The organism is Akkermansia sp. JRP_AM1 (assembly GCF_049262625.1).
In the GTDB taxonomy this organism is placed as follows: domain Bacteria; phylum Verrucomicrobiota; class Verrucomicrobiia; order Verrucomicrobiales; family Akkermansiaceae; genus Akkermansia; species Akkermansia massiliensis.
Genome location: NZ_CP118234.1, coordinates 1,517,261 through 1,543,480, shown reverse-complemented (window position 1 = coordinate 1,543,480; position 26,220 = coordinate 1,517,261). Strand labels below are relative to the sequence as shown.

Below are 26,220 nucleotides of genomic sequence, written 5' to 3'. Positions count from 1 at the left end.
CAACCGCAATCCATGCCGTACCATCCTAAGACCAGAGCAGAAACTCTGACTCTCTCCAAAGGAATGGATAAACCATGCTGAAGGAGTGAGAAACCAAAAAAATCTGGCAGTCACATGAAAATCTACCTGGACTCCGTCTTGTTCATCCCATTCCGGGAATCCAAGGGATAGTCGAAAAACGGACACCAATTGTCCATGCGGTAAACGACGTCCTGAATCCGGGTCTTTACCTTCTCCCCCTGGGAATCCCGCAGGCATCCGCGCGCTCCGGTGCGCGGGCCGGAAGGAAGTTTCTCCTTCAAGGTCATTCCGTACCGGAGATGACAGCCGGAAGGGTCGGACGACATTATGATGCGGACGGCGTCTCTGCCGTTCAGCGTGACGGACTTGATCTCCAGGGGTTCGCCCTGCGCGTTCACCAGGGAAAAGCCGTAATTGCCCGGATCAAGGATCGTCTTGGTATCCAGCGCCAGCGGAGGCACAGGCACGAAAAACTTCACGTCTACCGTCCAGTCCTTCCCCTTCCTGCCAACTGCATGGGCGACAGGATGGATGGGCTTCCAATGCACGCCCTCCACCAGCACCTTGTACATGACGTATCCGGCATACTCCCCGTAAAGCCGGGACATGGGAGCGGTCAAATGCACCCCGTCGCTATAGGAAAAATGGTACATGGGCGTAGTCATGATGTACCGGCTGTCCTTTTCCAGAGCCAAATCCAGCTGGGCCACGGCAATCGCGGGATAATCCGTCGGATTCTGGGCAAAATAATTGAGATGGGAGGCAACCTGGTATCCAAAGCAGAGCACATCGTTCTTCTGTCCGGTAACGGCCTTGGCGTCCGCGTCAATATCCTGAATCAGCGCGCGCATCTTCTCCTTGTACCATTCCCCGGTTTTCCTGTCCTGCTGGTCGGTTTCCCCCTGCGTCCACAGGAAACAAGGCATGGAAAATGACTTGCCGGCCTTGGAGGCGAGCTCGCGCCCCGCTGTCAAATCATCCAGAATACGCTGATAGGGGGCGTTGCCTTTGGAAAGAACACCGATGCTGACACCTCCCACGCCGTCGGCAGAGCACAGGAACCGGACGTTGGACGCCTTCCCGGAGTCACGCTTCTTCAGCAGGCGCATGAAATTCCCGGCAGCGCCGGAAACGGGCGTCTCTCCCCTGGCGCCGTCCGGAGAAATGCCTTCTACCAGGGGAATCACGGCGCTCCGGTCATTGCCGCCCTCAAAAGGACGAACGCCGCCTTTGAACATCAAATTGCCGTTCTTCTGCTCCGTCGTCACCACCGGCTTGGCCGTCCATCCTACGGAAAGCGACTGCCCGTAGGACGGCAAATAATTCCAGTCTGTTAAAACGGGCTTCTCCGCAAAACCATAAGGACTGCCAGCCATCAACAGGCAAAAAAGAACTCCGGTACGAAAACATGTGCTTACCTTCATGACAATACGCTGAATCATGGTCATGTACGGTCCGGTACCTATCGAAAATTCAACATGCTGAAGAAAATAACCGGGGAATGAATGAAACTTCCTCCTGCCCAAAAACACTACACATGAAAATGTTGAATATCATTCAACAGACATGACGCCCGTAGCTGCCCCATTGATGAACATGGAAATTCCGGGCAGCCATCCGTTTTACCATGATGATTTCTCTCCCATGGATTCTCCCGGAAAATAACGCCTTTTTGCAACCTGGTCCATCCGGGAAACTGTGGACCGTTAATAAGATTCAGCCCATTCAACCATACCTGGACCTCTAAAACCCCTCTTCTTCACCGTGAAGACAAGCAAGCTAATCAATGACCAGTTTTTTCAGGACTTCCTTATCTTCATCCAGCACTACCGTTCTGGATGCATGTTCATAGCATTGGCGGGAATACTTGCGGGCTTCCTCCTTGAACTGCCCGTTATCCAGGCCATGCAATGCGGCAAAAGCCTTCAACAACTTGATGTCAATCGCCATAATCCCTCCTTCGTCGCGCAGAATAGGGCTGAAAATATCCGAAAACAAATTGGAGACGGTCAACGGAAGCACCCATATCCTCTCGTGCTTCACGCCGGGACGGCGTTCTTCCCGGGCATACTTCGTCAGCAGCCGCACGCCCCGGTTAATAATATCAATACCCGTTCCGTAATCATTGACGGCTGCAGACAGGGCCCTGGCAGCAATCTCGGCAAGCACGCACAATCCAAACCTGGGGTCCTGTTCAAAATTGCGCTCATGCCCGATGATAAACGCTCCAAGCAAATCACGCCGGGTTTCATTTGACACAGGCTTGTCAGCATAAACCAGAACCGAGGTAACGGACACGAAATCCCCCGGGAGCGAGACGACGTAAAGATCAAGATCTCTATCCCTGGAAAGATGGTCCAGCTTTTCAATATCAATATATTGAATATTGCCTGTCTGATCACTCCTGACGGGAACGGCATTTTCCGGAATATCAAGCTCCCTATCAACGAGGGGATTGGCGCCCAGATAGGGTTCCCGGGCGCGTTCCAGCAATGCCCTTTCCGTTACTCCCTCCACCAGCTCGGAAGTCTCTCCCACCCGGCCAAGCCTGGACAAATGCTCAATCCACCGGATGAGCGTGACCAGAATAATGGCAATCACCCCCAGGGTGACAACAAACAGAACCACCCTTCCCCGCTGGTCATACATGCCGGAATTCAGGAAAATAATCGCAATCAGGCTGAAAATGAAGGAACCGATGAATGTGGAAAGAGCATTCTGGGCCGTGGAATCCTCCATCAGCAGCTTCGTAGCCCTGGGCGTTACGCTCGACGTCGCCGCTGCATAAGCGGAAACAACCGTGGTTAAGGAAAAAGTCGTAACCGCCAGCATGCTTGAAGCCAGGATATTCAAAATTGTATCGACCGTATCGGCCCCGATCTTTTGAAAAATATCAAACGGAACAAACTCGCCCAGGTAAATGGAGGCAATAGCCGTAACAATAGCCAGCAGCGCAAAATAGGTAGCCTTGACCCAAAGAAGCTTGTTAGCCCTCAAAAACAATAACCTGATTTGAAAAATGAAGGACCCTTTCATCAGAAGCTGGAATTGGAAAAACGGTTGGAGGCTACTCTCCTGTTAAAACAGTATCGAAGCCTCTCCGTTCAAGAATAAGACTCTTAAAGGAGGGTGAGAAGCCGATCATTTCTATAACTTTAATGTCTCTCGAAGTGGAACCCCGCATCCGGGAAACCGCAGGAAATGGTTTCTGAAACTGGAAAAGGAGTTCACTCAAGTCAAGCAACTCAAAACAGCGCCCATCCTTCCGAAAAGAGCGACTTTGCTTCAAGGAATGGCTGTGGAAAGCAAGGTTCCCGGCTGTGCCGGACTCTCTCTGTACGGGCAAACCCAAAAACACAGGCAGAATCTACCTGTAAATGCTCATAGAAACCTATGGATCCGTTGCCTCCGCTTTCTCTACATGGAGAAACGCCTCAATCAGGCAGCCCTCATCCTGAACAACAACGTGCTGTTCTTCTATCAGCAACACGGATGGCACATAAAAGCCATTCTGACGGATGACAGGAAGAGAATATTGCGGGGAGGCGCGTGGTAGAAATTCTATGCCGATGTCGAAGAATTTCAGAAGGACTCAATCAAATGGCTCAAGGGTTACAGTCGCAAACGCCCTCATAGGACTACCGCAGTATGGGAAGGCAATTGAGTAAAACATGGAAGCCTTAAAAAACACGCCATACGAAAAGAAAACCAGCTATACAACGTGAGAGCGTTCCCATTCATCAACCCGCCCCGTCTTCCGTTGAAGCAGGTTGATTTTTTCGTTTGCCGGTAAAAAGAGAAATGGTGAAAGAAGAGGAAAACGGAGAATGTAACTTGTAACATCATAGAATCACCCACTCCCACGTTATCATGAACCGAATCATTTCATTCCTCTCCCTGCCCCTGTCGCCGCTCGCATCCGTACTTGCGGCCAACACTCCGGAAAGCATCGGCAACGACCTCCAACTATTCAAGGATGCCTCCTGCACGGCTTTGAAGCAGCATGTTAAAGACATTTCCGCCTTCCAGCCTGACGCGATGAAGGAACTCGCGGGCAAAATCCTGGCAGGCAACTACAAGCCGGACTACCTGTATGCCGAATACCAGGCCCTCCCCTCACCGCGCCAGACGGGCAAAAACCTTAGAATCGGAGAGGGATTCAGTAAATACGACAACATGACGGGCGTCTATCTGGAAAAAGGGCAGCACGTCGTGCTGGTCGGCAAGACGGATGGGCGTGAAATCAGTCTTCTGCTCCCGAACCTGATGCGCAAGCCGGCCGAAGGAGTGCAGCCGACGAAGGATCCCAACGGCTGGGGACTGCACAAAAAGCAAATACCCCTTAAGGAAGGAATCAACATCATTGATGTAGAAACGCCCGCCAACGCCTACATCAGCTACTTCAGCAACGATGCCGACACGGCACCGAAAATCCCCGTCCATTTCGTGACGGGCAAAGTCAACGGCTATTTCGACACCACCCGGGGCGATACCAACGAAGACTGGGTACGCCTGCTTGACCAGGCCGTCTCCCCGATCATGGACGCCCGGGGAAAATACATCCAGGTTGCCTACCCCGTCGAATTCCTGAAAAAATTCACCAGGGACCGCGGCACTGAACTCATCAACGCCTACGACAAGCTGATAGGCATCCAATACCAGCTGATGGGCCTTGAGAAATACGGCAAAATCCCGAAAAACCGCGTCTTTGCCCGCGTGAACTTCAACTACTACATGTTCCGCGACGGTGATGGAGTAGCCTACCTGGGAGACAATGGTACGATGCGAATGGTGACCGATCCTGAAAACGTCCTCAAAGGCGACGCCTGTTGGGGCTTCTCCCACGAAGTCGGCCACGTGATGCAAATGCGCCCGATGACCTGGGGCGGCATGACGGAAGTCAGCAACAACATCTTCTCTCTTCAAGCCGCCGCCAAAACGGGCAACGAAAGCCGCTTGAAACGCCAGGGCAGCTACGACAAGGCGCGCAAGGAAATCATCGATGGGAAAATTGCCTACCTGCAATCAAAGGACGTTTTCAACAAGCTGGTCCCCCTGTGGCAGCTCCATCTCTACTTTACCGAAAACGGACATCCCGACTTCTACCCTGACGTCATGGAATACCTGCGCAACAACGCAGGAAACTACGGAGGGAATGATACCATTAAATACCAGTTCGAATTCATCAGGGCATGCTGTGACGTCACAAAAACCGACCTGACCGACTTCTTCGAGAAATGGGGCTTCTTCGAAACCGGACAATTCCACATCGGCGACTATGCCAATTACGATTTCACCGTCACCCCCGAAATGGTGGCTGAAACGAAAAAATGGATTGCCGATAAAGGTTTCCCGAAACCCGAAACTGACATCACTGCAATAAGCGAATAAAGTTATTAGGGAAACCTACTTATTCCTCATAAAAGTCATGATATGTCTGTCCCTCAGTAAAAAATGGAAACCTTTTCTCCATTAGGAACTGTATCAATTGGAAAAAGCGGAAAGTCCATTTAGTCATTTGTAAGGCAAAATTATTTTTTACGGTAATTTTCCAGATTTGAGTATGCTTATCCTCATCATTCCTCTGGAATCCTTACAAATGATTCTGGAAATATTGAGAATAAAATAACCGGATTATCGACATTAGCCATTTGCATTTACTGGAATACTAAGACCTCCAATGGCTTTGATACATCGGATGGGAAGAGGCTTTAAAATTGCTGAAAATCAGAAAACAAAATTCAAAAATATATTAAAATGAGCAAGTTATGAATATTTTGGTCTTGCTCAATGTATATTAAAATAAATGGAGATGTTTTAATGTATACCTCAGTATCCTTGGAATTCATTGCCCAAAAATAGTATTAAAAATTATAAATATATGTAAATGAATACGTTACAACAAAAGCGGTCTTACTCAATGGAAGAAATGGGATATGGAGGGACTTCAGCTCAATATACCTTGCAGCTGATCCCCTGAAAGCATTCCCAAGGTCAATCGGTTTTGTACGGAAGCATTTTCAAAAAATGATTTGGAGGAATCCTAATCTAGAAGAAGCACATAAATGGGGTGAATACATGGAAGATAGGTATGTGTTTACTCCATGGGAAGGATTTAGAAAAGAAAGTGGATCATCATATGGAATGATCCTTTATATATCGCTCGACGCTTAATCTAATTTTTTCAGTTTGCACTGGAGAAAGATTCTTTTGCGCTTCTATAATATCCTTAATTGCGTATTCGATATAATTAATAACTAATGGCGAAGTTTGAACCATTGTGTTCCATTTAAATATTCCACCTGTAGATTTTGTTACAAGACTTTTCCATTGGCTAGGATTTGAATCAATGAGAGTAGCAATAACAAAGCATTCTCCCAATTTTGTTATGAGATATGCTTCAGAGTCATCTTTAGCAAAAATCGTATTCGCATCAGTTGCAGTTAAGAGATAAAAATTAAAAAGTCCATTATTGTATTTTAAAAAAAGAGATTCTGTTTCAGTTTGAATTGGTAGAATTAAAAAATATTGCCTATACAATCCAATATTTTTTCGTTTGTTCAGTAAAAAATCCTTCCAAATACCCTTAGCTTCTCGCATGTTTTTGACACATAATTTAGAATGATCATCTACCCCTTCATTTTCCAATTTGTTAACTAATGATCTATATGATATTGAAACCAAAAATTTCAAAAACCATTCATCATAATTAAAAGAAAATGTATTTTTTTGAGATGCATAATAAGGATGAAAAACATTCTCAGCAAATTTCTTTTCCCATACGGAAAATAGATCTTCGCAATTTGGGCAAAGTAATGGGTATTTTTCTCCATCTTGAACTCTTCTATTAGGATTTAATGTCGTTCTTGAAAATCCAGAAGGAGAAAGTTGTCGTAATTTTTTATATACGAAAGCGGGAATAATATGGCTTATTTCTTGCCTTTCGTATTCTCTACAAAGAGCACATAACATGTCAGTACAAAAATCGATTAATAAATGAACTCACTCAATGTATAATTAAGGAAGATTAAAGCAATAGGAAATATGGGATCGGTAGTCAAGCATTGGCCATATATCAATGTAAAAATATCATAGATTTCCAATATAAGGGTAGGCTATTTTGTACGAGTAGGAAATAGTCCATATCGACCTTGCTGAATGTTTTTACTAAACATTGTGCTTGTTTCCATTTCTTTAACGTAATCAGGAGGATTCACATTTTCTATAATAATTATTTGCCTATCGTCCCAATTGGATAAGTATTTATAGAAATTCTCTTGAACATCAGTTTCCGACAAATCATCATTTTCATCTTCGGGTTCACGATAAGCGAGTAGTGGCGAATCTAATATCAAAAATCCGGGATGAGACAATTCGTTTTCTTTACAAAATTCCAAAAGACCAATACTAAATGCTGCATGAGTGATAGATCTCATGCCCTTTCCGCGAGCACCTCGATGTTTACCAGAAATAACTAAATCTCGCGTCTTCTCATCAAAGAAGACTCTATCGGAATCTGGAAAATTCCAAGTTTTTAATATTGCTTCTATTTTTTTGGCAAAATCATCTAAAGTAGAAGAAGATAATTTAATTGGTTCTTTTTCAACAGGTATTTCAATAGGTTGTTCTTTACCCAAAATTTCTTTTCTTAATGTTAATTCATGTATGCGTTCTAGTACTTTCAATGAACTTAGTATATTTGCACGAGAATTTAACAAATCAGAATAACAGACACCATGTTCGGAAATACTAGATGCTACCTCTTGTATTTTTCTATCAAAAATAAAAATCTCTTTTTCGATTTTTGGCAATAACTCATCAAAATTTTTATTTTCTGCTTTAAGTTGACTTAAAGTATGATTAAGTTCATTTTTGAGTTTGGATATTTTTTCACTTTCTACGGAAACAGCAGTTACGACAGATGATAAATTCCCGTCACATTTTTCATTTAAATGCTGATTCTCAGGCAATGAACCACATAGAGGGCATGAAGAGTTTTCAAGAGAACCCACAAGAAATCCTACTTCTCTGATACCTTCTAAACGTTCAAGGTCAGAAGTATAGTGTTGGTCTAATAATGTAAACCTAGCTATTAGTTCACCAATTTCAAGATGTCTGTCACTTCCATTTTGAAATTTATTTCGCAAATCATTGCGCTTTATTATTAATTTATTGTATTCTTCTTCGGTAGAATTTAGAGAATTTTGATGCTTAGATATTGTTTTTTCTAATCGTTGAAGTTGATCTTTAAGTTCGGTTTCTTCTTGTATTTTTTCACCAAATTGTTTTTGCAATTCATTGATTAATTCATCAAATAATTCTATTTTTACAATATTTCCTTGAATATTTTTTTCTGAAGGAAGAGAAATGAATGCTCTATCATCAATTCCTGTAAGTAACAATTTAAAAATTGAATACTCTGTTGTTCTAAGTGTAACTTGACCTCCTTCTATAGGAGACCTTTGTTTCTGTATATTTTGTTCGTCAACTAAACATAGATGACATAAATTTCTAAAACTCAGAGATTTAGTTGTCCCTTGGTTATTGGATTTTATATAATTATTGTTAAAATTTATCTTCTCCAGCAGAAATGTTGAAATATTGTTCGTATTTTTTTCATTATGCTTCGAGGTCAAAGTAAGGCTACTTTCTTCATCTTCTGGATCAACTTCATGTAACCCATCAAATACTAAAAATTGTCCTCCATCTGTACTCCTGATAAGAGTGAATTTTTTTCTTGATGGTATTATTTCTATACCTAGTAAAATTTTATTATAGCCAACTCTTTCAGGAATATCGCGGAGCTCTTTTGCTCCAAGCATATAATTGATGGCTTCAAGGGCAAACGATTTTCCTGTTTCGGATGCGCCATAAAGAACATTTAATCCTTTTTCAAAATGAAGTTTTGCAGATTCTCGATTAGGACCTGTAAATATCAAATGTCGAATTATTAATGCCTGTTTTTCCATTATTTTACTTCTAAACTTTGTTGAACATCTTGAAATTCTTCGACCCAATGATTAAAAATTCTCGAATGATTTTTTTTAAATGATTGTAGTTCATATATCCAAAGTGATTTATAACCCAAATAGAACGTTTTTTTAGTTCCAACAAATATGGAGAAGTCAGACACAACATAAAAGTCTCAGCCATTTCTCCTGCTTGATATAAAATACCTTCTGAGCAAGCTTGTCGAACAACAAGCTTCCTGCTCATCATAAGAAGAAGTCCATTTTCTACTAATTTTCGGCGTACCAACAATTCTGTTGATTGTAAAGGGATTTGAGGGTGCAAACTCTCTGGTCCATTAATATCTCCCGTATGTACGACTAAGTAATCAAAAACAACAAGTTGTTGTATATCAAAACATTTTGGATAAGACGCGACTAGTAAGCCTACAGATCTAATTCCTGCTTCTAATGGACTATTAAATGTTAAACATTCATGGGCTTCATTTTTCATTTCTGCCTCCATTCTAATCTATTATCATTAGCAAGTTGGTGACAAATTCCTTTTCTGTCCTGCACTTTTATTACGCTTATAAGTGCATTTGACGTAAGTTGTAATGAGGATGCCGCTTGTAAAACTGCTCCGAGACGAGAAAAACTATTGTTGTGCGTGAAATCATGAATATCAATAACTCCTGCATAAACTTCAGTTTGTAAATCTTCGTATGTCCCTGGAGGTACATTATCTCTGGCGAAATTCCGCAACGATTCAGCGTGATAAAAAAACTCTCGTTGTCGACTAAAATGTTTTAATAAGTCAGGATATGTCTCTAAGTGGCATTTTTCGCTAATTCTAGCCTTAGTTTTTTCTTCATAAACTTCATATAATTGCTGAATGTAATGACTTTCATTACTTTGGAGAGACTCAGGAGGTTCTATGGCTGGTGGTCGAGGTTGCAATCCTCCTCCAAATCGTGCAGCGTGATATTGTGTAAACTTATGATCATCAATTATTTCGAGCAGTGTTTTATGTGAAAAAATAGAGAAATCAAAATTTTCTACATATTTTTTAAACTCGCCCTCTAAATTAATTTTACGGATGTTTGTTATTTTTTCTGCGCAACATTTATCCCATTCATTTATTGTTTTTGTTGCTAGAGCAACTCTGTCGCCTAATAATCTTACTAAACTCATTCCGCAGCCTTTTGGAGCAATAAAATAATGATATCTTGGTGCTCTAAAATCACCTGAATACGAATACCATAGTATTTTGCCTATTTCTATTATTGCCGTTGCAGGGGTCAAGGCGTCTTTATAGTGTTTGCATTGGAAATTATCCCAAACTCCATGTAATCCTTCTTTGTCTGTATATCCAGCTACGTCAATTCCCTTATCATTTGGGCCTGACATACGTAAGACCTGAAGATACTTCGACCTTTGACTATTAACCCATTCATGCACGAAATCCTCCCAATCAGAAAAATTATAGAGCAAAATCTGTTGTTGAGCAGGGATCACTTTCCCAAACTGGACGTGCACAGGACTCACGCTTTGCAGATTTGGAGCAGGAATCTCTTTCATATTTTTGGGTGCTGCCGATTTCTATAAATGTATGATGCATTTATGCATACTCTAATTGCTAGGATAATAAAAGATCCAAACAAGCGGATAAGCAAGATAATTCATATTATTTCCCCCATTTCTTCCCCATGCTCCTACAAACAAAAACCGCAACATATTGGCATGCAATATATTGCGGTAGAAAATTAATGGCGAACAGGGAGGGATTATTTTAATTGATAGTCAATTGCATATCATAAATATGTACCCTAAAGTGTACCCCTTGAGGCGTTTTTTATCGAATCAAATGGCGATTGAAATGACCCGCAACACAGTGGAATAATAGATTCCCCAAAGAGGTTTGTCCAATGAAACTCGCCCCAAATTGAAGACAATGAGTACTCCATTTGGATGCAAAGTATTTTTCATTCAATAATCTTTTAGACAATAGGGATTATCTTTGCAAATGCATTATTGGTAATATGTTATGTGTCTATTCTAATGTCTTTCTCCTGTCGTATTGTCTTCTTTTCTGGATAAAGAGCAATTGGGTGTATTAACCCGTTATATGAAGATGGCGGAACCATTATCCGCTGATTCCCGGCCTCTGTATGCAATGCGCGCAGAGGTCTTTTCGTCATCAACCATCAACATATTAAATCATCATGGCTATCAAACTCATCGCCAACTACAGCAAACGCCTCGGCCTACCGGGTATTCTTCCCATCAGTTCGAAGTCTCCATTGAAACGGAGATCGGAAACACCTCTGAACTCGATTTCGCCGCAGAACGCCTCTACAGCTCGCTCCAGTCTGCTGTGGATGCCCAGATCAAGCAGGTTGGATTTGTTCCTGATGCTTCCTATGGCTCGAGATGCGTATCCGGTACGTCGCTTCCTGCCATGCGTCAGGCTCCACGGCTTCCTGTTCAATCGTCTTCGAATTCCAAGGCATCTCACCCCGAAGAACCGGCATGGCATTGTTCAGATAAACAGAAGCAGGTCATACTTTCTCTGGCCCGCAAAAACGGGATCAATGATTCAGCTCTCCATGATCTGGCTGTACTTTGTTTCAGCAAGGGCGTTTCCCAGCTGAATAAGCTGGAAGCCTCCACTCTTATCAACGAGCTGATCGCAAAATCTGGAAAGGCATCCGGCAAGGATTCCTACACAGAGAACTATGCTCATCGTCAACTCGCTCCAGTCTCAAGAAAACAGTCACCATTCTGATACCATGAGAACTCTCATTCTGCTCTTTCCGTATACTTGTGGGGAGAATGTTGTCTGGCCTGAGTATATTGCTCCATCTGTATCCAAGTCCTATTTTGGAAGGGGCAACAGGATTTGGAAACCTGTGGGTATCGCTCCATAGCTCTGCTCATTGAATCATGTTGCGCTATCCCTCAGCCGGGGTAGCGCAACGATGTTTTCTTTAGCTGTCAGATTTTATTCTACAGCTTGGAGATCAGTCTCTCCATAACATGTTCAAACGCATGGGCTGGATCATAGTCCGTATCGGGACGTAAAATGGCTTCCGTATCTCCAAGAAACACAGGGTCGGACATCTTCTGCTCAAGGTTCATTACAAATTCCTTTTGCGAAGGAGATCTGTCGACTACGAATTCCATATAGGTGCGAAAACACGAAAGAATGCGATCTGCATGAGTTGTTCCTTCGGAAAGAGCCCGGTGCAGATCGAATAGGTCACGTCCTTTTCGCCTTTGATAAAGTGCTCTCATTTTGGTGCCGAGCAGTTCATCCAGTTCATAAGTGGTAATGCGGCACTCGCCGGAAAACCAATCATTGTTCATGCGGAACGGAAGATGTACCCAATCCAGCTGATGAAAGTGCTCACGGCAATTGATTTCCACCTTCAGCCGAATAGGCATGATAGGGAGAATCTCTGATTCCAGCCTGTAGACAAGGGTATTGTTATGGCTGGCTCTTTTTGTTTTAGGTTCACCCAGAAAGGCCAGAGCTTCACGGAGGTGGTCCAAAATCGGCTTGATGGGGCCGGCATGGATCTGAACCAAATCAATGTCTTCGGAATACCGGGGCTGGGGCGACAGATACAATTTATGAAGAGCCGTTCCACCTCTAAAAGCCAGATGCTCTGCAAGAAATGGATCTGAGAAAATGGCAATCAAGGCACGGCATATGATCATGTCCTGTTCGACAAGTTCATTCCGGGGCCATGGTGCTTGTGATGCCCATGATCGGACAAAGTATTCGGGAATCATGAGAGGTCGCTTTCCTGAGTTTCGTTGATGATAAGTTTCCAGCGTTTATCTGCTGTTCCTGTTTTGACAGGGCTTTCCAAAGACAAAAGGGATTTTTGCAAAGGCTGGCGATGAGTTTCCAAAAATGCGTACAGGCTACGGCTTTGTTCTTTATCCCCCAGAAGGACTTCTATCATATAGCCGAGTCGTTGAAAACAAGGCAGAGGTACGCACGATAGGATACTGCCCGGCATATGATCGAAATGGCAGGCTTCCAAAAGTTCTTCCAGTACCGTCAACACACGGGAGAGTCCTCCAATGCGCCCGGCATATTGAACCAACGTCAAGGCCGTGAATTCCGGAGAAGAAACTTGAATGTATCCGGAAGGAGTTTTGAACTCCTTGAGCAGTTCAGGAGGGATACCTTGACTGAACTCCCGCTTTCCCACGAACTCCAATCGTGTGCCATGTTGGGTTCTGGACCGGGGAACGGGTATGGTCGTCATGACAGCAAAAGTTTGGGGACTCTGATGAGCGGCTCCGTAGAATGCTGCAGCATTGAGCAGCGCAACACAATAGGAACGTTCCAAATACTTCATCAATGCGTCCAAATACATGGTGACAGGCAATGTCCCCTGTTTGACGTAAGCAGGGGGAAGAATGAGATAAAATCCCTGCCAGGCGATAGAAATGAGGCGAGTTTCCCGGGCACGCAACAGCCCAACTGCCACTGTCTGTTTAGACGTATCGGGTAGTGCTTTCAGTATCTCTTCACGAGTAAAAAACAGGCGACCTTGAGTTGCCTGTTCCTGTATCCAGGATCTGACGGTAAATCCTTCCATTTCGTTATTTGATTGCGTAAATATACACAAACAGTATATTTATGCAATCATTTTATGATATTGATCTTCTCTTGAGACAAACATTCCATCGTGATCCGGAAGTGTGATCTGATGCCAATAGGAGCAAAAGTACACACAAGCAGTCACAGAGTGTGTGCTTTTGATACAAAGCCCTGATAACGGCAATTATTGACCGCTACCCGTTATATAAACCTGAAGACAGGCCTTTAACTTCTGACTTCATTACTCAACACCCGTTTCCCATTCGCAGGGGAGCGGGTGTTTTCGTTTCAACCCATATTTCATCATTAATATGAATCCTATCATCGCATTGCCGCACCATCCGGTAGCAGCCCGGAATATCCTGCCTTTGGAAGATACCAGACAGGCAGCCCACCTCCAGCGGAGAAACATCATGCCGGAACCGGCAGCGGCTCCGGTTATTCCCCCGACCGTATTCCGCAAAGGGCTTCTCCTCCACTGCGGGGCCGAGGTCGTCGACAGGAGAACCCTGTCCCGTGTGGAGACCCCGTCCTGCACGGAATCATGGTTCCCGCTTCCCCATGATTTTCTGCTGAAGGAAGTGGAATCCCAGCTTACCGCCCACGGCTTCGGCATCGGGGAAACCACCCACGCCCTCAGTCATGAAGGAAAACGGTATTTCGGCGTCCTCCAAATCCTGCAGCCTGACGACGGCCCTGGCGACTACTCGTGGATTGTCGGCATCCGCAACTCCCACGACAAAACCTTCCCGGCCTCTCTGGTCATGGGAACGCGCGTGTTCGTCTGCGACAACCTCGCGTTCAACGGAGAAGTGAAACTCTCCCGAAAACATACGAGGTTCGCCGTACGGGATCTGCGCTTCATGACCTCCCGGGCTGTCGGACGGCTTGGGGAACAATTCCATCGTGAAGACGAACGGATTGCCGCCTACAAAAAACAGAGACTGACCGACAAGGCCGCGCATGATCTTCTGATCCGCGCGGTCGACTGCCGGGCCATTACGCCGACCGTCCTGCCGGAAGTCATCCGGTACTGGCGGGAGCCGCTTCATGAAGAATTCCGATCCCGTACCGTCTGGAGCCTGTTCAACGCCTTTACGGAGCAGTTCAAGGCCGTCAACCCGCATGTGGTCGCCAAACGGAGCCAGGCCCTGCACGGTCTGTGCGATTCCGTCTGCGGTTTGATCTCCTGAGCACGGTTCAAAAATGACAACAGAAAAGGAAACATCTCATGAATCCATCCTACTCATTGACGGGAGCGCAAGCCGCAGTCCTGATTCTCACGCAATCCGTATCCGGACAAACGAGCGATGAACTGATTGGCTCCTTCCACTCGGAAGAGCGGGGAAGAGTCAGGCAAATCATTCGCCTGCTGGAACGCCGTGGACTACTCATCTGCCAAACGGGGGAAGACGATCCCTTCGTCTTCCCCCGCACCTGGCATCCCACCTGGGACGGGCGAATAGCCCTGCTGGAATGGGCCGCCTATCTGGGCAACATCCGGCTGGCCGGCAGGAATGCTGCGGCATCAACCGGTTCCCGGACAGTCATGGAACAGAAAGATCATCATCACCCCTCATCCGTATGCTGACCTTTCTCCTCGTGACTGTCGCAGGCTGGTTCCTGTTTCCGTGGCTGTTCACTCTCCTCAAATGGGGAATCGTGCTGGCCTTCGGCTTGATGACGGCAGGACTGCTTCTGTGGTTCTGCCTCTTTTGAAGAGACATCCATCCAGACACCGGAACCATGTACCACATCGTCAAATACAAGGACACGCGCTACTGGGCGGTACTCCATCACAATGGGAAACTGCTCGCCGTCGTCGTGTACAAAAAAGGCGCCGAGGCCATTGTCCAGGCTTTGGAACAAATCATCATCGACGCCGTCACCAAACCACAACCACCATGCCCATGATAAAAATCATCCTGTTCGAGCTCACCCGCATCCTGCTGGGCTACGCCTCCGACAAGGTAGGCGAGTTCATTCGGAACAAGCAGAGGAACGGCCCTCGTCCTCCTTCCCTTTACGAGGAAGAGGCGGAAGATCCCTGGTCTCAACCTCCACCCCGCTGATTCCATGATCCTCGCGCAATTACTCCAAGCCATTTACAATCTCATCGCCCGGCGGTGAGACATGCCTTCCAAGACGACATGTTGTCTAAGGAAGGCGTTCAAGAGGTTGTCCAATCGACTCCTCTTTTTTATCTAAAATAAATCACAACTGAATTATAATGAAATAATTATGAAATACAAAAGCAATACTCTTGAAAAGGCAAAATCAATGTAGTAATGTAACCCGAAAATGGAAAGACTTCCTTTTACTGTTTCTGCTCGTACAGCCAGGCTTATCGGCCGAGAGAATGTTGCGTCCGCTCGCGGTGCCATAATTGAATTGGTCAAAATTCTTATGATGCTGATTCAAAAAAATGCTTAATCATATTTGATATACCTTTGACAAATGAGACGAAAATCCTTTCTTGCGAAAAATGGAATATAGTATTAACACGCGTAGAGCAAACAGGATTGTCTAAAGAAGAATTAAATTCTTATTTTGAAGTTAATTTTAATGTGGCTAAGAAACGAGCAAATTTAACAGCACAACAAGATCTTGATTATAATAATTTTTGCAAAAAATTGTCAAGTATATATATTATTGACAATGGAGAAGGAATGTCTTCAGATGTTGTAAAAGATCATTGGATGGTCATTGGCACTCAAAATAAGTTAATTAATTTCAAAAGTAATATTAAAGATAGAATTAAATCTGGAGCTAAAGGCATTGGGCGTTTTGCTTTAGATCGTTTGGGAGAGCAATGTGAAATGATATCATTCACAAAAAAGAAACATCTTCAAGCTATTAAATGGACTGTTAATTGGAATGAGTTTGATGGTGAAGGCAAAAAAATTGAAGATGTTTCAGCAATATTAGAAAATATTAACGATTCTAATTATTTTGAATGTTTACTTCAACATTATCCTGCCCTTTCAAAAAGATCATTAGAAAACCTCTCTGAAATGTCTACTGGTACTTGTTTGCGCATTACACAATTGCGAGATGATTGGTTTTCCAAAGACATAACTAACCTTTTTAACGACCTTGTCATTCTTACTCCACCGTTGGGGAACGAGGAATTTTCTATTATTTTCGAGCATATCCAACAACCCCATGAATATGGAAAAGTTTTGAGCAGTATATGTGATGATTTTGATTATAAATTGAGAGCTGATGTTAATGTTGATGGAAAGCTCAATTTGCATATAATTCGGCGAGAATATGATGTAAATAAAATACCGGATGATTTTTTTGAACGTGGGAAAATGAAAAAATTCCCATATCGACGTTCAGAATTTTCTGATAAAGGTTTTGCTTTGACAAAGTCTATTTTCACCCTTCTTCCGGGCATGCCCCATGAGCAAATTGCTAAGTTAGGGCCTTTTTCATTAACTCTTTACTACCTAAAACGCTCGGTTCGCCCTAAGGACATTTCATTGTACTTTTATCGTAATATCAATTATCAGAGCGGCCAACGTCAACAATGGCTTGAAACATTCAAAGGTATCAAAATTTTCAGAGACAACTTTCGGGTTCGTCCCTATGGTGACCCCCGAGAATCAGCTTTTGACTGGTTATCTTTAGGACCAAGAAAAGCTAAAAGCCCGGCAGGCGTTGGGAGAAATTTAGGTGGTTATCGAATGGAAGTTAATAACCTTAGTGGGGTTATTGAAATATCTCGCCTTCTTAATCCATGTTTTGAAGATAAGTCCAGCCGTGAAGGTTTGCAGGAAGGAGATGCATTTAATCTTTTTAAAATGTTAATTATTGAGATTATTGCAGAATTAGAAAAGGATCGTTCTACAATAGTCAAAGAGCTTAAATCTTACTCAAAAGAGCAATCAAAAATAAATATACCAGAAGAAATTAAAACAGGAGAACGTCTTGTCGAAGAATTAACTAACAGCGAAACCCTATTAGATCCACAAGACTTAGATCCTAAAGTGATTGCCATGGCAAAATATGCTCGGCAACAAAGAGATAAAGTTCTAGAATTGGAAAGAACTATTCGGGAAGAACAAAGCCTGCTTAGGGCTATGGCAAGTAATGGTTTAGTTATGGCTACTTTCGGACATGATTTTAGTCAACAGTTAGCTATTCAAGAAACCCGTATGCTAAGGTTGAAAAAAACGCTAGAACGTCACCTCAAAGAAGAGGATCTACTTCAAAAAGGATGCCAAGATTCACTCAATCCATTCCGAATGATAGAAGATTATAAGGATGACAATCGAAAAATTGCAGCATGGATAGATTTCGCTAAAAGAGTTGCTCGTAAAGACAAACGAAATCGCAAACAAATTTCACTTAAAAATTATTTTCTAAAATTACAAAAAAATTGGGAACCATTTCTTTCAGTTAAAGGCATTGCTCTTTCTTGTGATACTCCTGAAAATGTATTCATTCAAAGTTTAGAAATTGATTTAGATAGTATATTTAATAACCTTATAATTAATTCTATAGATGCATTTTCTTTGTCTACTAATAAACGAGAAATTTTTATTAAATGTACAATTGAAGATAATCCTAAAGTAATAAAATTTACATATCGTGATAATGGGCCGGGGCTTTCATTGGATTTAAATCCTCCTGAAATTATTTTTGATCCTTTAATAACTACTAAAAGAGACGTGAAGACAGGAGAGCCCATAGGGACTGGATTGGGGATGTGGATTGTTAAAACGATAATTCATAATTACGGAGGAGAAATTTCTTTAAATAGAAATTTAAAAGGATTCTGTATGTATTTTACTATGCTTTATTAGTTTTATGTATAAGTTGCTTTATATAGATGAGGAAAAAGAGCATGGAGAGAAATTGGAAATGCTCTATCACTTAGTGATTTTGAAATGAAATTCGATTTTATTCCAATCTACCCTCGACTTAATCTTGATGATATGATTAATGAAATTATAGAGGGAGATTATGATGCCGTTATTACTGATTTTATGCTAAATAATAATACATGTGATATGAGTTATCAGGTTGATTATACAGGAGAAGATATTGTTAGAGCGTACAAAAAAAGATGCTGCTTAATTCCTTTTTTTGTTTTGACTGCTTGGGCCGAAAATGCGACTTCGGAAGCAGATGATATTAACCATGTATATACTAAATCTCAGGTATTACAAGAATGCTATAGTGATACTGTTTGTTTTTGGGATAGAGTATATAAACAAATAGAAACTCGCAAAAGATTGATTAGAGAAGCAGAAGAGCGTTATAAATACATAATTTCCAAAATAGAAAATGGGGATCGCTTGAATTCTCAAGAAACTTCTCAATTTCTACAGGATGATTCCTTTCTAGAAGAAGTTTATGGGGGAAAATCTAATAGAATTCCTAATCAATATAAATCAGAATCATATTTAAATAAATTAAGTTGTTCCTTGGAAAAATTAGAAAATATTGTTAATGAATTAAAAAAATCTTAATCATGTATTATAATTTCCGAGATCCATATTATGCACCCTCCCGTGGATACCGAGGCCTACCTAAATCCCATTATCGTGCATACAAAGATCAGTTAAGAGAAGATTTTAAAAAACGTTGTGGATATACCTTTTGCAGTGATGGTTGGTTTGGAGGACCTTCTTGCTTCCATATTGATCATTTAAAATCTAAAAAATATTACAAAGATTTGATTCATACATATGAAAATCTAGTTTATTGTTGCGCGAGTGTTAATATTGCTAAAAGTGATGATCATTCTTGTGAATATCTTGATCCATGTGATATTGACTTTAACAAGGATTTTGCCCGCAATTGTTTTGGGAGAATAATAATACGTTCTGATGCTCCGCATCAAAAAATAGCTCAGCATATGTACGAACGAATGAAACTTTATTTAACAAAATATGCACTTATTTGGTGGCTAGATCGTCTTACAATTCTTGTAAATGAAGCTCGGCAACTCAAAAAACAGTATCCTGATAATATCGATCTTAAAAATGCTTTAGATGAAGTGATAGAGGCATACTATGATATGACTGAATTTTTAAGGGTTTCCTAGGATGAGTATACAAAAATCTAAAGGAGCTTACTATACATCTCCGCAAATGGTACGACTTTTGAAAAGTCGTATCGAAGATATTCTAGAGAATAAAAATGATCTTATTATTTTAGAACCTAGTGCAGGAGAGGGAGCCTTTATTAAAGAAATTATTGAACATCCTTGCTTTTCTCAAAAATGGCATATCGATGCAGTGGATATTGATCATCGGGCTATCTCTTTACTGCAAAAAAGTTACCCACACGTTTATTGTTATAATGAAGACTTTATTGATTATTCGGTAGATTGTGTTCGTAGATATGATCTTATTATTGGTAATCCTCCTTATATTAAAAAGAACTTATATATGAAGGGGCAGCACGAAAAAATTGTCAAATATTTTAGAGAAAATAATTATGATTTTAAAGGGGTTACTAATCTATGGGCTTTTTTTGTCATTGCCAGTACTCAGTTATTAAATGATTCTGGTGTGTTAGCTTTTGTTATTCCTACAGAATTTCTTGCCGTTAAATATGCTGAAGATATTCGTTACCATTTGCTTAAGCTATTTTCCTCAATTGAATTTATTACTTTCGAAGATTTTATGTTTGATACCTGTAAAGGGCAAGATACCATGTTACTCGTTTGTAGGAAACAGTCTGTCAAACGTGGTGTTTTCTTCACTACTATACCAAATGCTTCTTCCCAAAACGTTGTTTCCTTGCAACAACTCCAGCGTGTAGAAGAAAGTAAATGGAGCCATTATTTGCTATCTGCAGAAGAAATAGATTACTTGCATCGCATTTCTCAAGATTGTTTTCCTCTTTCAAAATACCTTTCATCTGCCCCTGGAGTTGTAACAGCAGCAAATAGTTTTTTTATCGTAGATGATAATACTATCCAAGAATACAATCTTCACGATTATGCTCGTCCCATAGTTCAGCGAGCAACAGGACTTCTCCAAAAATTTTCATTGACTAAAAAGGAATTTAATTCTCTTCGTCGTTCTGGACAACCGACAAATCTTCTCGATTTTAGCAAAAAATCCATACCTATATTATCAAAAGCACAAAAATATCTTGAACAGGGAGAACTTAAACAATTAAATCAGCGGTATAAAATGCTCAAACGAGACAAGTGGTATATCATTCCGAATATTCCCAAGCCAGCGGAAGCCTTTTTCTTTAAGAGATGTCATTTATTACCTAAATTTATGAAAAATGATGCACACATTCTTACTACTGATGCGGCATATGGGATCCATATGAAAACAGGATTTTCTATTAATTCCTTACTTTTTTCATTTTTTAATTCTCTTACTTTAACATGGGCTGAATTGAATGGACGTTTTTATGGAGGCGGGGTATTGGAGTTAACTCCCTCTGAATTTAAATCTCTGCCAATCTATATCACAAATTTCGAGGAGGGAAGATATTCTTTCTTTTCTTTTAATATTCAATCAAAGGAAGAGATAAATGATTTTTTGGAGACACAAGAATCAAATGATACTTTCGAAGCTTGGCCTATCTTCTGAAGATCAGGAGAAAATAAGAAATATTCGTGAGAAGTTACAAAAGAAAAGACTTAGGTATTAGTTTGTATATTTAGATATAGAAAAAACTATTTATTTAATTTCCCATATACCGCGAGGGCTTATGGTTGAGCCATGTGTATTCTCTTTCGTTGATGCTGGTTTCATACAATCTTTTTGCCGAAGTTGCGTTGCCGCCCATCGGATATCATAATTCCAAGTATAAAACATATCATCCTCTGGTGATAATGTTTTACCATATTTGTTCCAAAAGTATCTGAATACAATCATCATCGGTGCTCTTCCATTAAGATCTCTAAGGATCTCGTAAAGGATATCTGGCAAATCGGCGCGTTTCATAACAAGATTTTTGAATGAAATTTTCTTCTAATTTTACCTATCCAAACTCATTAGAATCCGGCTTAGAAGTAATTTTAATATAGTTGTCCCTCTAAGGAAGTACCAGCTTAAAATTAGATTTGTTCCGTGCTGTTGCGTTCTCTACAAATACTTCGGATTGTTTTGCTCCCCTATTTTATTCTGAGGATTTTTTTCGGAGGACTTGTCACATCGAATAATACTCTTAGAGTATTACATTCCTGCTCGGAGTTTACTCATAGGGCACATACGCAATTTCATTCAATAAGCATCAGTTATCTTCTTGAGAGGATTCCTTTTGCTCAATTTCGTCGACAAGGAAAGATTCAGAAGAAGCCCCCTCGTGAACGATCTCATTAATTTTTGTCGCTAGAAAATCGGTCAATGTCATTTTGCTGTCGAGCGCTTTGCGCTCCAATGCCGCTTGAACATCTGAAGGGAGTTGGAGGATTACACGCGACTCTGTCTCTACCTTGACGGATGGCAGGGTGACGGGCAATTCAGCCATCAAAGAACGAATGATGTGTTCTTTGACTTCCGGTATCCTTTTTTTGGCCATCCAGTTGTAAACTGTCACTTCACTGACAAAGCATTTTTCAGCCAACCATTTGTAGTCCAAACCACGGGCTTTCAGCCAACGTTTTACGTCGGCTTTCAAGTCTTGTTGTGGTCGGAGTTCTGGAGTCATTTTCTCGATACTATCTTTTTTGCTAAGCAAGTCAATTCTGGAGCTTTTCATAGAGATAAAGTGCTATTCAAGGACTTGCATGAAAGCTATGCTATTGAGCTCAGTGGATATTTTGTGTGATTTATTTCTATCAAAAATATCTTGACGGATATTTTTGATGAGTCATAGTTTTGCCATATGGAGAGCAGTCAATGCGATGTTCTGGAGCTGTTGGGAAAGCTTAGCAATGAAGCCAGGCTTTTCTTGCTCAGGTATGCAGCATGGCAATCTCTTCCTCTTACCGACGCGCTTCGGGAAATAGCCTACTACATTGCCAATCAAATGGAGATACCCAACAAGGCAATCCTGATATCTCGATCGCGTTCTTCTGAACATTCAGCAATACCTCATTAACAGCTATGACACTGGATCAAATTACCGTCGGAATGGAACAGCTCATCAATGCCAAGGCATCGGAGATTCTTTCCTCCAAACCACAGGATCAACAATACCTGAACTGGCGCGATATGCAGGAAGTCTGTCTTGTTGTGAAGAGCGCTTGCGTCAAGCAATTCAACGAGGTTCCCCAAGGAGTGGAAATGACCTGCTATTTAGCCGAAGCAGTGCTGGCTCCGGATAAAAAAGCGAAGCTCAAATTGATGAAGCAGGTCATTTCACTTACATCCGGAACAACGGGAATAGCTATCATCTTAGCCGGAGTAGGAGCCGCCTTGGGGTGGGGTGCGGGCATTGTTACGACAGTTACCGCTTTTTTCATTGGAACATCCATATTGGGACCCATCGCAGCTATGGCTGGAGGCGCCATGCTGGCCGTTATTGCCGGGTATTTCATTTTTGACAACGATGCACCAACTCTGTCGAACAAAGCCGTTGATGCCCTGCGCAAGGGGCTCAGAGGGGCTTTGGCTGAATACTGGAAGGAGCGAGGAGGCCAATTGGAAAATCGTTATTTGCCGGGTAATTAATAATTCTCCTATCATATGTCTCCATCAGATTTATGGGAAGTCTGCATAAAATCGGCAGCTGGCGGAACTCAATGTGCCTACATGCACATCCCCGCTGATGTCTTGCGAAATACGGTAGATGGATTGTTTCCCTCTTTGGCCAAGAACGCAGCAGCTGATGCCGTTTCGGGATTTGGCCACAGATGGGTGCATGGTCATGATCTGATTATGGACATCGCCGGCCAGTTTTTCCGGCACCCAGTTCATGCTGTCAAACAAGCGGGGCATATCCTCCTGACAGATTTCCCCACCAAGGCAGGGATCCCCATTCCCGGTTTTTCACAATCCGGCTTGGGTTCGTTGCTGGTCGATATGGGAATACCGAAAGGATATCTGTCGCTCAACATGATGGATGCCGGCATTGGCTTATTAGCCATAGGAGAAGGTTCCAGTGATCTAATTTCCGCCATGTCCGGGAATGTCCCTATGGATGCGTGGACGGCTTTTGATACCTTCGGAGAGGGCGGGATAGAATTGGCATTGGGGTACTCTACCCAAAATCCCTTGTTGATTGGAGCGGGGATAGAAAACATCCTGGCCGGTTGTGTCTCCACTCTGAAAACCTTTACCGACTACGTTGATCCTGCTTCGTTTTTCGGGCATTCGATGACGGGTGCTATTCTGGGGGCGGGGGTTTCCTATGCACTGAACAGGAAGAAGGGCAAGGAAGCCCTTGGCCGGACAGTCCTAGGGACATCGGCCAGATCAGCTCTTCTGGGAGCGCTCAGTTCAGCTTCGGGGTATTTCACGGCTGGAGCTTTCCTGGGATTTACGGCCATGCAAATAGGAAAAATCATGGCTGCCCATGCCCAAAAGGAACAAATGCTGTGTTGCTCCTGCTCACCTCTTACCTTTGAACAGCAGCTCAAAACGTTCTCCGAGGATGAGTTTTTCAGGGAGCATTGGAATACGCCTCCTTTTCTCCCAGAAGAGAGCTTGTCCATTTTCGATACCCCGGCATCCATGGAAATAGAACCATGGGTTCGGCAGTTTCTCGAAGAAGAAAGACGAAACAGGCTCTTTTCCCTCCGGGAAGCGGAAAGGCCTCTTCTATAACAATTAGCATCCATGAGTAAACTATGAAAGCCTATTACATCTACCGGGCCGGGAGACAACCGGACGGTCCATATTCTCCTGCCCAAATTGTATCAATGATGGAAAGAAAGGAAATTCTCGGGGCTGCTCTCGTTTGGTGTGAGGGCATGAATCAATGGATACCTCTATATAAAGTTCTTGATGATATTCATCCTCAGAGCAACAGGCGCAATCATCAGGTAAATCCGCCTTCAGGTTTCAAACTGACTAAAAAAAGGAGAATGATCATAGGTGCCGGCATTGGTTTTGTCGCGCTTCTTTTCATTATCCTTTTGGCAGGCAATGAACCAAGCCGACAACCTTATTATGATCGCGGATATTCATCTTCATTTCCTCAGTCGTCTTATTCCCAATCCATGTCCAATGATGAAGCGGCTGCCATAGGAATGTTGATAGGAGCAGGCATGGCTACCCAAGCGCAACGCCAGGCAGAACCTCAACAGGCCTTACCATGCCTGCAATGTGATGGTACCGGTATTTTATATTCCAACGGATTCCGTTCCGTCTGTCCCAACTGCGGCGGACAGGGACGAGTGTATGGCAATCCCCAAGCTGAAACCATAAAGGATGCATTGAGGCAAAGGAGATATTACTAAACGCAAGCAATTTACAATCATGTCCTATTACATTTACAACAAACAAGGGAAACACGAAGGCCCTTATGATGAAGAGCAGCTCCGCAGCATGTTGAAAGCCGGACGTATCGACAAGGAAGAATTGGTCTCACAGAATGGCCGTTCCTCGTGGAGCCCTATCCATCTTGTTCTGGAAGCGGAGCGTCCGCCTAATTCTTCGCACCAGGAAGAGAAAAAATATCGCCTTTTGGCTCAAGACGGCACTCAAACTGGCCCTTTCGACATCGCAACTCTTAGAGATATGCTGCGACAGGGGAAATCCCAACCTTCAGATTATTTTTGGACGGAAGGTATGGACAATTGGGAACCTATTCATCATTTGATCAAAAATACTGATGAAACCGATTTCAGGACAAACTCTGCATTCCCGCCGCCCCCTGTAAATAATCATAGTTTTGATGTAGAGGAAGTAGATAAAAAAGCCAAAAAGGGATTGGGCTGGTTTGTGATGGCCTATGTCACAGCGGGGCATTTCATGACTCAGGCAGAAATCAAGGGTAACGACACGATGAGTGTAGTAGGCCTACTGTTACTTCTGGGGCTGATGATTTACGTCCTCATGAAACTGTATGAAGCATGGAAATATATTCAACCTCTCAGTTACCTGATTCCTTCGAGAGAACCCATACCTTCACCTGAAAAAGCAGTTGGCTTTCTCTTTATTCCTCTCTTCAATTTTTATTGGGCGTTTACCGCATGGCCCGGGCTACTGGAACGCGCTCAAAAAATGGCAGACAACCTGAATATGAAAAATATTGTTTTTCATCCCAGATATGCTCTCGGATACGTGATTTCCTTCATTATTGATTGTATTTCTGCTCTTTTTATCCCTTACCAACCTTTATGGCTATCCTATGCCATAGGGATCCCTGAAGCCATATTATTGTATTACACCTTTGTCGAAATCAAGAAGGTGATTATCGTCTTCGGAGAAAAAAATATGGGAAATAATACTGATTAAGAGTTGGGGGAATCGGAGCGGACTTGGGAGGATGACTCCGTAGGATAAGAAAATAAAATCTCAAAATCATGAAATTTCGAATAGAGTGATCAATTACGCATTCTTGATGAATGCTTTATAAGTATCCATCTGTTGAAATGGATGCGTTTTAGAAGAAATTTTCATGAGTTTCCTCCTGTAATTCCAGGATTTTGGCACTCAAACGAGCTGGTTTTGACTGAATTACACAGCAGGGAAGAAATTGAGCGCCTGTGAAAGTTTGTATGACAATATTCCAGATCGTTTCATCATAGACAAA

General features: G+C 42.5%; 25 protein-coding genes. 15 read left to right on the top strand and 10 right to left on the bottom strand.

What is annotated here, in order from left to right:
- Window positions 1–122: 122 nt before the first annotated feature.
- Window positions 123–1,397 carry a sialate O-acetylesterase gene (locus tag PVA48_RS07290; protein ID WP_180976198.1) on the bottom strand — a complete coding sequence of 425 codons (1,275 nt, stop codon included), beginning with the start codon at window positions 1,395–1,397 and terminating at the stop codon, window positions 123–125.
- 403 nt (window positions 1,398–1,800) lie between these two features.
- Window positions 1,801–3,018 carry a DUF2254 domain-containing protein gene (locus PVA48_RS07285; RefSeq protein ID WP_180975261.1) on the bottom strand — a complete coding sequence of 406 codons (1,218 nt, stop codon included), beginning with the start codon at window positions 3,016–3,018 and terminating at the stop codon, window positions 1,801–1,803.
- Between the two features lie 873 nt (window positions 3,019–3,891).
- On the opposite strand from PVA48_RS07285, the gene PVA48_RS07280 reads away from it, so the two are divergent.
- Entirely contained in the window at window positions 3,892–5,412 is a 1,521-nt protein-coding gene (locus PVA48_RS07280; protein ID WP_102728994.1) for a M60 family metallopeptidase, read from the top strand.
- Between the two features lie 744 nt (window positions 5,413–6,156).
- Here PVA48_RS07280 and PVA48_RS07275 read toward each other — a convergent pair.
- The 4 genes from PVA48_RS07275 to PVA48_RS07260 form a co-directional block, all read right to left on the bottom strand.
- The gene (locus tag PVA48_RS07275; protein ID WP_146021191.1) at window positions 6,157–6,993 is read right to left on the bottom strand and encodes a hypothetical protein; all 837 of its coding nucleotides are present in this window, start codon (window positions 6,991–6,993) and stop codon (window positions 6,157–6,159) included.
- Window positions 6,994–7,136: 143 nt separating this feature from the next.
- A complete protein-coding gene (locus tag PVA48_RS07270; protein ID WP_146021190.1) occupies window positions 7,137–8,990 on the bottom strand; it encodes an AAA family ATPase in 1,854 nt (617 codons plus the stop codon).
- A 10-nt stretch (window positions 8,991–9,000) separates the two neighbouring features.
- Entirely contained in the window at window positions 9,001–9,495 is a 495-nt protein-coding gene (locus PVA48_RS07265) for an ABC-three component system middle component 2 (protein ID WP_423232456.1), read from the bottom strand.
- Window positions 9,480–10,550, bottom strand: coding sequence for an ABC-three component system protein (locus PVA48_RS07260; protein WP_146021189.1), 1,071 nt, complete (start codon window positions 10,548–10,550; stop codon window positions 9,480–9,482). Before PVA48_RS07260 ends, PVA48_RS07265 begins: the two co-directional genes overlap by 16 nt.
- A gap of 499 nt (window positions 10,551–11,049) precedes the next feature.
- Between PVA48_RS07260 and PVA48_RS07255 the strand changes: the two genes are divergently transcribed.
- Entirely contained in the window at window positions 11,050–11,757 is a 708-nt protein-coding gene (locus PVA48_RS07255; protein ID WP_423232455.1) for a hypothetical protein, read from the top strand.
- Between the two features lie 221 nt (window positions 11,758–11,978).
- On the opposite strand, the gene PVA48_RS07250 is transcribed toward PVA48_RS07255, so the two are convergent.
- Both PVA48_RS07250 and PVA48_RS07245 read right to left on the bottom strand, forming a co-directional pair.
- On the bottom strand, window positions 11,979–12,767 hold the full coding sequence (locus PVA48_RS07250; RefSeq protein ID WP_102728992.1) for a nucleotidyl transferase AbiEii/AbiGii toxin family protein: 789 nt from the start codon (window positions 12,765–12,767) through the stop codon (window positions 11,979–11,981).
- The gene (locus PVA48_RS07245; protein ID WP_102728991.1) at window positions 12,764–13,588 is read right to left on the bottom strand and encodes a type IV toxin-antitoxin system AbiEi family antitoxin; all 825 of its coding nucleotides are present in this window, start codon (window positions 13,586–13,588) and stop codon (window positions 12,764–12,766) included. The genes PVA48_RS07250 and PVA48_RS07245 overlap by 4 nt, the downstream gene beginning before the upstream one ends.
- 313 nt (window positions 13,589–13,901) lie before the next feature.
- On the opposite strand from PVA48_RS07245, the gene PVA48_RS07240 reads away from it, so the two are divergent.
- The 9 genes from PVA48_RS07240 (at window position 13,902) to PVA48_RS07200 (ending at window position 21,164) form a co-directional block, all read left to right on the top strand.
- Window positions 13,902–14,783: a DUF932 domain-containing protein gene (locus tag PVA48_RS07240; protein WP_215451177.1), complete on the top strand. Its 882-nt coding sequence runs from the start codon at window positions 13,902–13,904 to the stop codon at window positions 14,781–14,783.
- A gap of 38 nt (window positions 14,784–14,821) precedes the next feature.
- A complete protein-coding gene (locus tag PVA48_RS07235; protein WP_146021188.1) occupies window positions 14,822–15,181 on the top strand; it encodes a hypothetical protein in 360 nt (119 codons plus the stop codon).
- The gene (locus PVA48_RS07230) at window positions 15,175–15,309 is read left to right on the top strand and encodes a hypothetical protein (protein ID WP_257228592.1); all 135 of its coding nucleotides are present in this window, start codon (window positions 15,175–15,177) and stop codon (window positions 15,307–15,309) included. The genes PVA48_RS07235 and PVA48_RS07230 overlap by 7 nt, the downstream gene beginning before the upstream one ends.
- Window positions 15,310–15,336: 27 nt before the next feature.
- Entirely contained in the window at window positions 15,337–15,504 is a 168-nt protein-coding gene (locus PVA48_RS07225) for a hypothetical protein (protein ID WP_180975260.1), read from the top strand.
- A complete protein-coding gene (locus tag PVA48_RS07220) occupies window positions 15,495–15,662 on the top strand; it encodes a hypothetical protein (protein WP_180975259.1) in 168 nt (55 codons plus the stop codon). The genes PVA48_RS07225 and PVA48_RS07220 overlap by 10 nt, the downstream gene beginning before the upstream one ends.
- Before the next feature lie 378 nt (window positions 15,663–16,040).
- Window positions 16,041–18,404: an ATP-binding protein gene (locus tag PVA48_RS07215; protein WP_423232454.1), complete on the top strand. Its 2,364-nt coding sequence runs from the start codon at window positions 16,041–16,043 to the stop codon at window positions 18,402–18,404.
- Window positions 18,405–18,488: 84 nt separating this feature from the next.
- Window positions 18,489–19,073, top strand: a complete 585-nt coding sequence (locus tag PVA48_RS07210) for a hypothetical protein (protein ID WP_423232453.1) — start codon at window positions 18,489–18,491, stop codon at window positions 19,071–19,073.
- Window positions 19,074–19,075: 2 nt separating this feature from the next.
- Window positions 19,076–19,651, top strand: coding sequence for a hypothetical protein (locus PVA48_RS07205; protein ID WP_146021186.1), 576 nt, complete (start codon window positions 19,076–19,078; stop codon window positions 19,649–19,651).
- Window position 19,652: 1 nt separating this feature from the next.
- Complete coding sequence (locus PVA48_RS07200; protein WP_423232452.1) at window positions 19,653–21,164, top strand: Eco57I restriction-modification methylase domain-containing protein; 1,512 nt, start codon at window positions 19,653–19,655, stop codon at window positions 21,162–21,164.
- A 90-nt stretch (window positions 21,165–21,254) separates the two neighbouring features.
- On the opposite strand, the gene PVA48_RS07195 is transcribed toward PVA48_RS07200, so the two are convergent.
- Together PVA48_RS07195 and PVA48_RS07190 are read right to left on the bottom strand one after the other, a co-directional pair.
- Complete coding sequence (locus PVA48_RS07195) at window positions 21,255–21,521, bottom strand: hypothetical protein (protein ID WP_423232451.1); 267 nt, start codon at window positions 21,519–21,521, stop codon at window positions 21,255–21,257.
- A gap of 289 nt (window positions 21,522–21,810) precedes the next feature.
- On the bottom strand, window positions 21,811–22,278 hold the full coding sequence (locus PVA48_RS07190) for a hypothetical protein (RefSeq protein WP_102728986.1): 468 nt from the start codon (window positions 22,276–22,278) through the stop codon (window positions 21,811–21,813).
- A 347-nt stretch (window positions 22,279–22,625) separates the two neighbouring features.
- On the opposite strand from PVA48_RS07190, the gene PVA48_RS07185 reads away from it, so the two are divergent.
- The 4 genes from PVA48_RS07185 to PVA48_RS07170 are packed head-to-tail and all read left to right on the top strand — an operon-like array spanning window position 22,626 to window position 25,922.
- Window positions 22,626–23,192 carry a hypothetical protein gene (locus tag PVA48_RS07185; protein ID WP_102728985.1) on the top strand — a complete coding sequence of 189 codons (567 nt, stop codon included), beginning with the start codon at window positions 22,626–22,628 and terminating at the stop codon, window positions 23,190–23,192.
- A 15-nt stretch (window positions 23,193–23,207) separates the two neighbouring features.
- Complete coding sequence (locus PVA48_RS07180; protein ID WP_215458520.1) at window positions 23,208–24,287, top strand: hypothetical protein; 1,080 nt, start codon at window positions 23,208–23,210, stop codon at window positions 24,285–24,287.
- Between the two features lie 23 nt (window positions 24,288–24,310).
- Window positions 24,311–24,922, top strand: coding sequence for a GYF domain-containing protein (locus PVA48_RS07175; RefSeq protein ID WP_102728983.1), 612 nt, complete (start codon window positions 24,311–24,313; stop codon window positions 24,920–24,922).
- A 19-nt stretch (window positions 24,923–24,941) separates the two neighbouring features.
- Window positions 24,942–25,922, top strand: a complete 981-nt coding sequence (locus tag PVA48_RS07170) for a DUF4339 domain-containing protein (RefSeq protein ID WP_102728982.1) — start codon at window positions 24,942–24,944, stop codon at window positions 25,920–25,922.
- Window positions 25,923–26,220 lie beyond the last annotated feature (298 nt).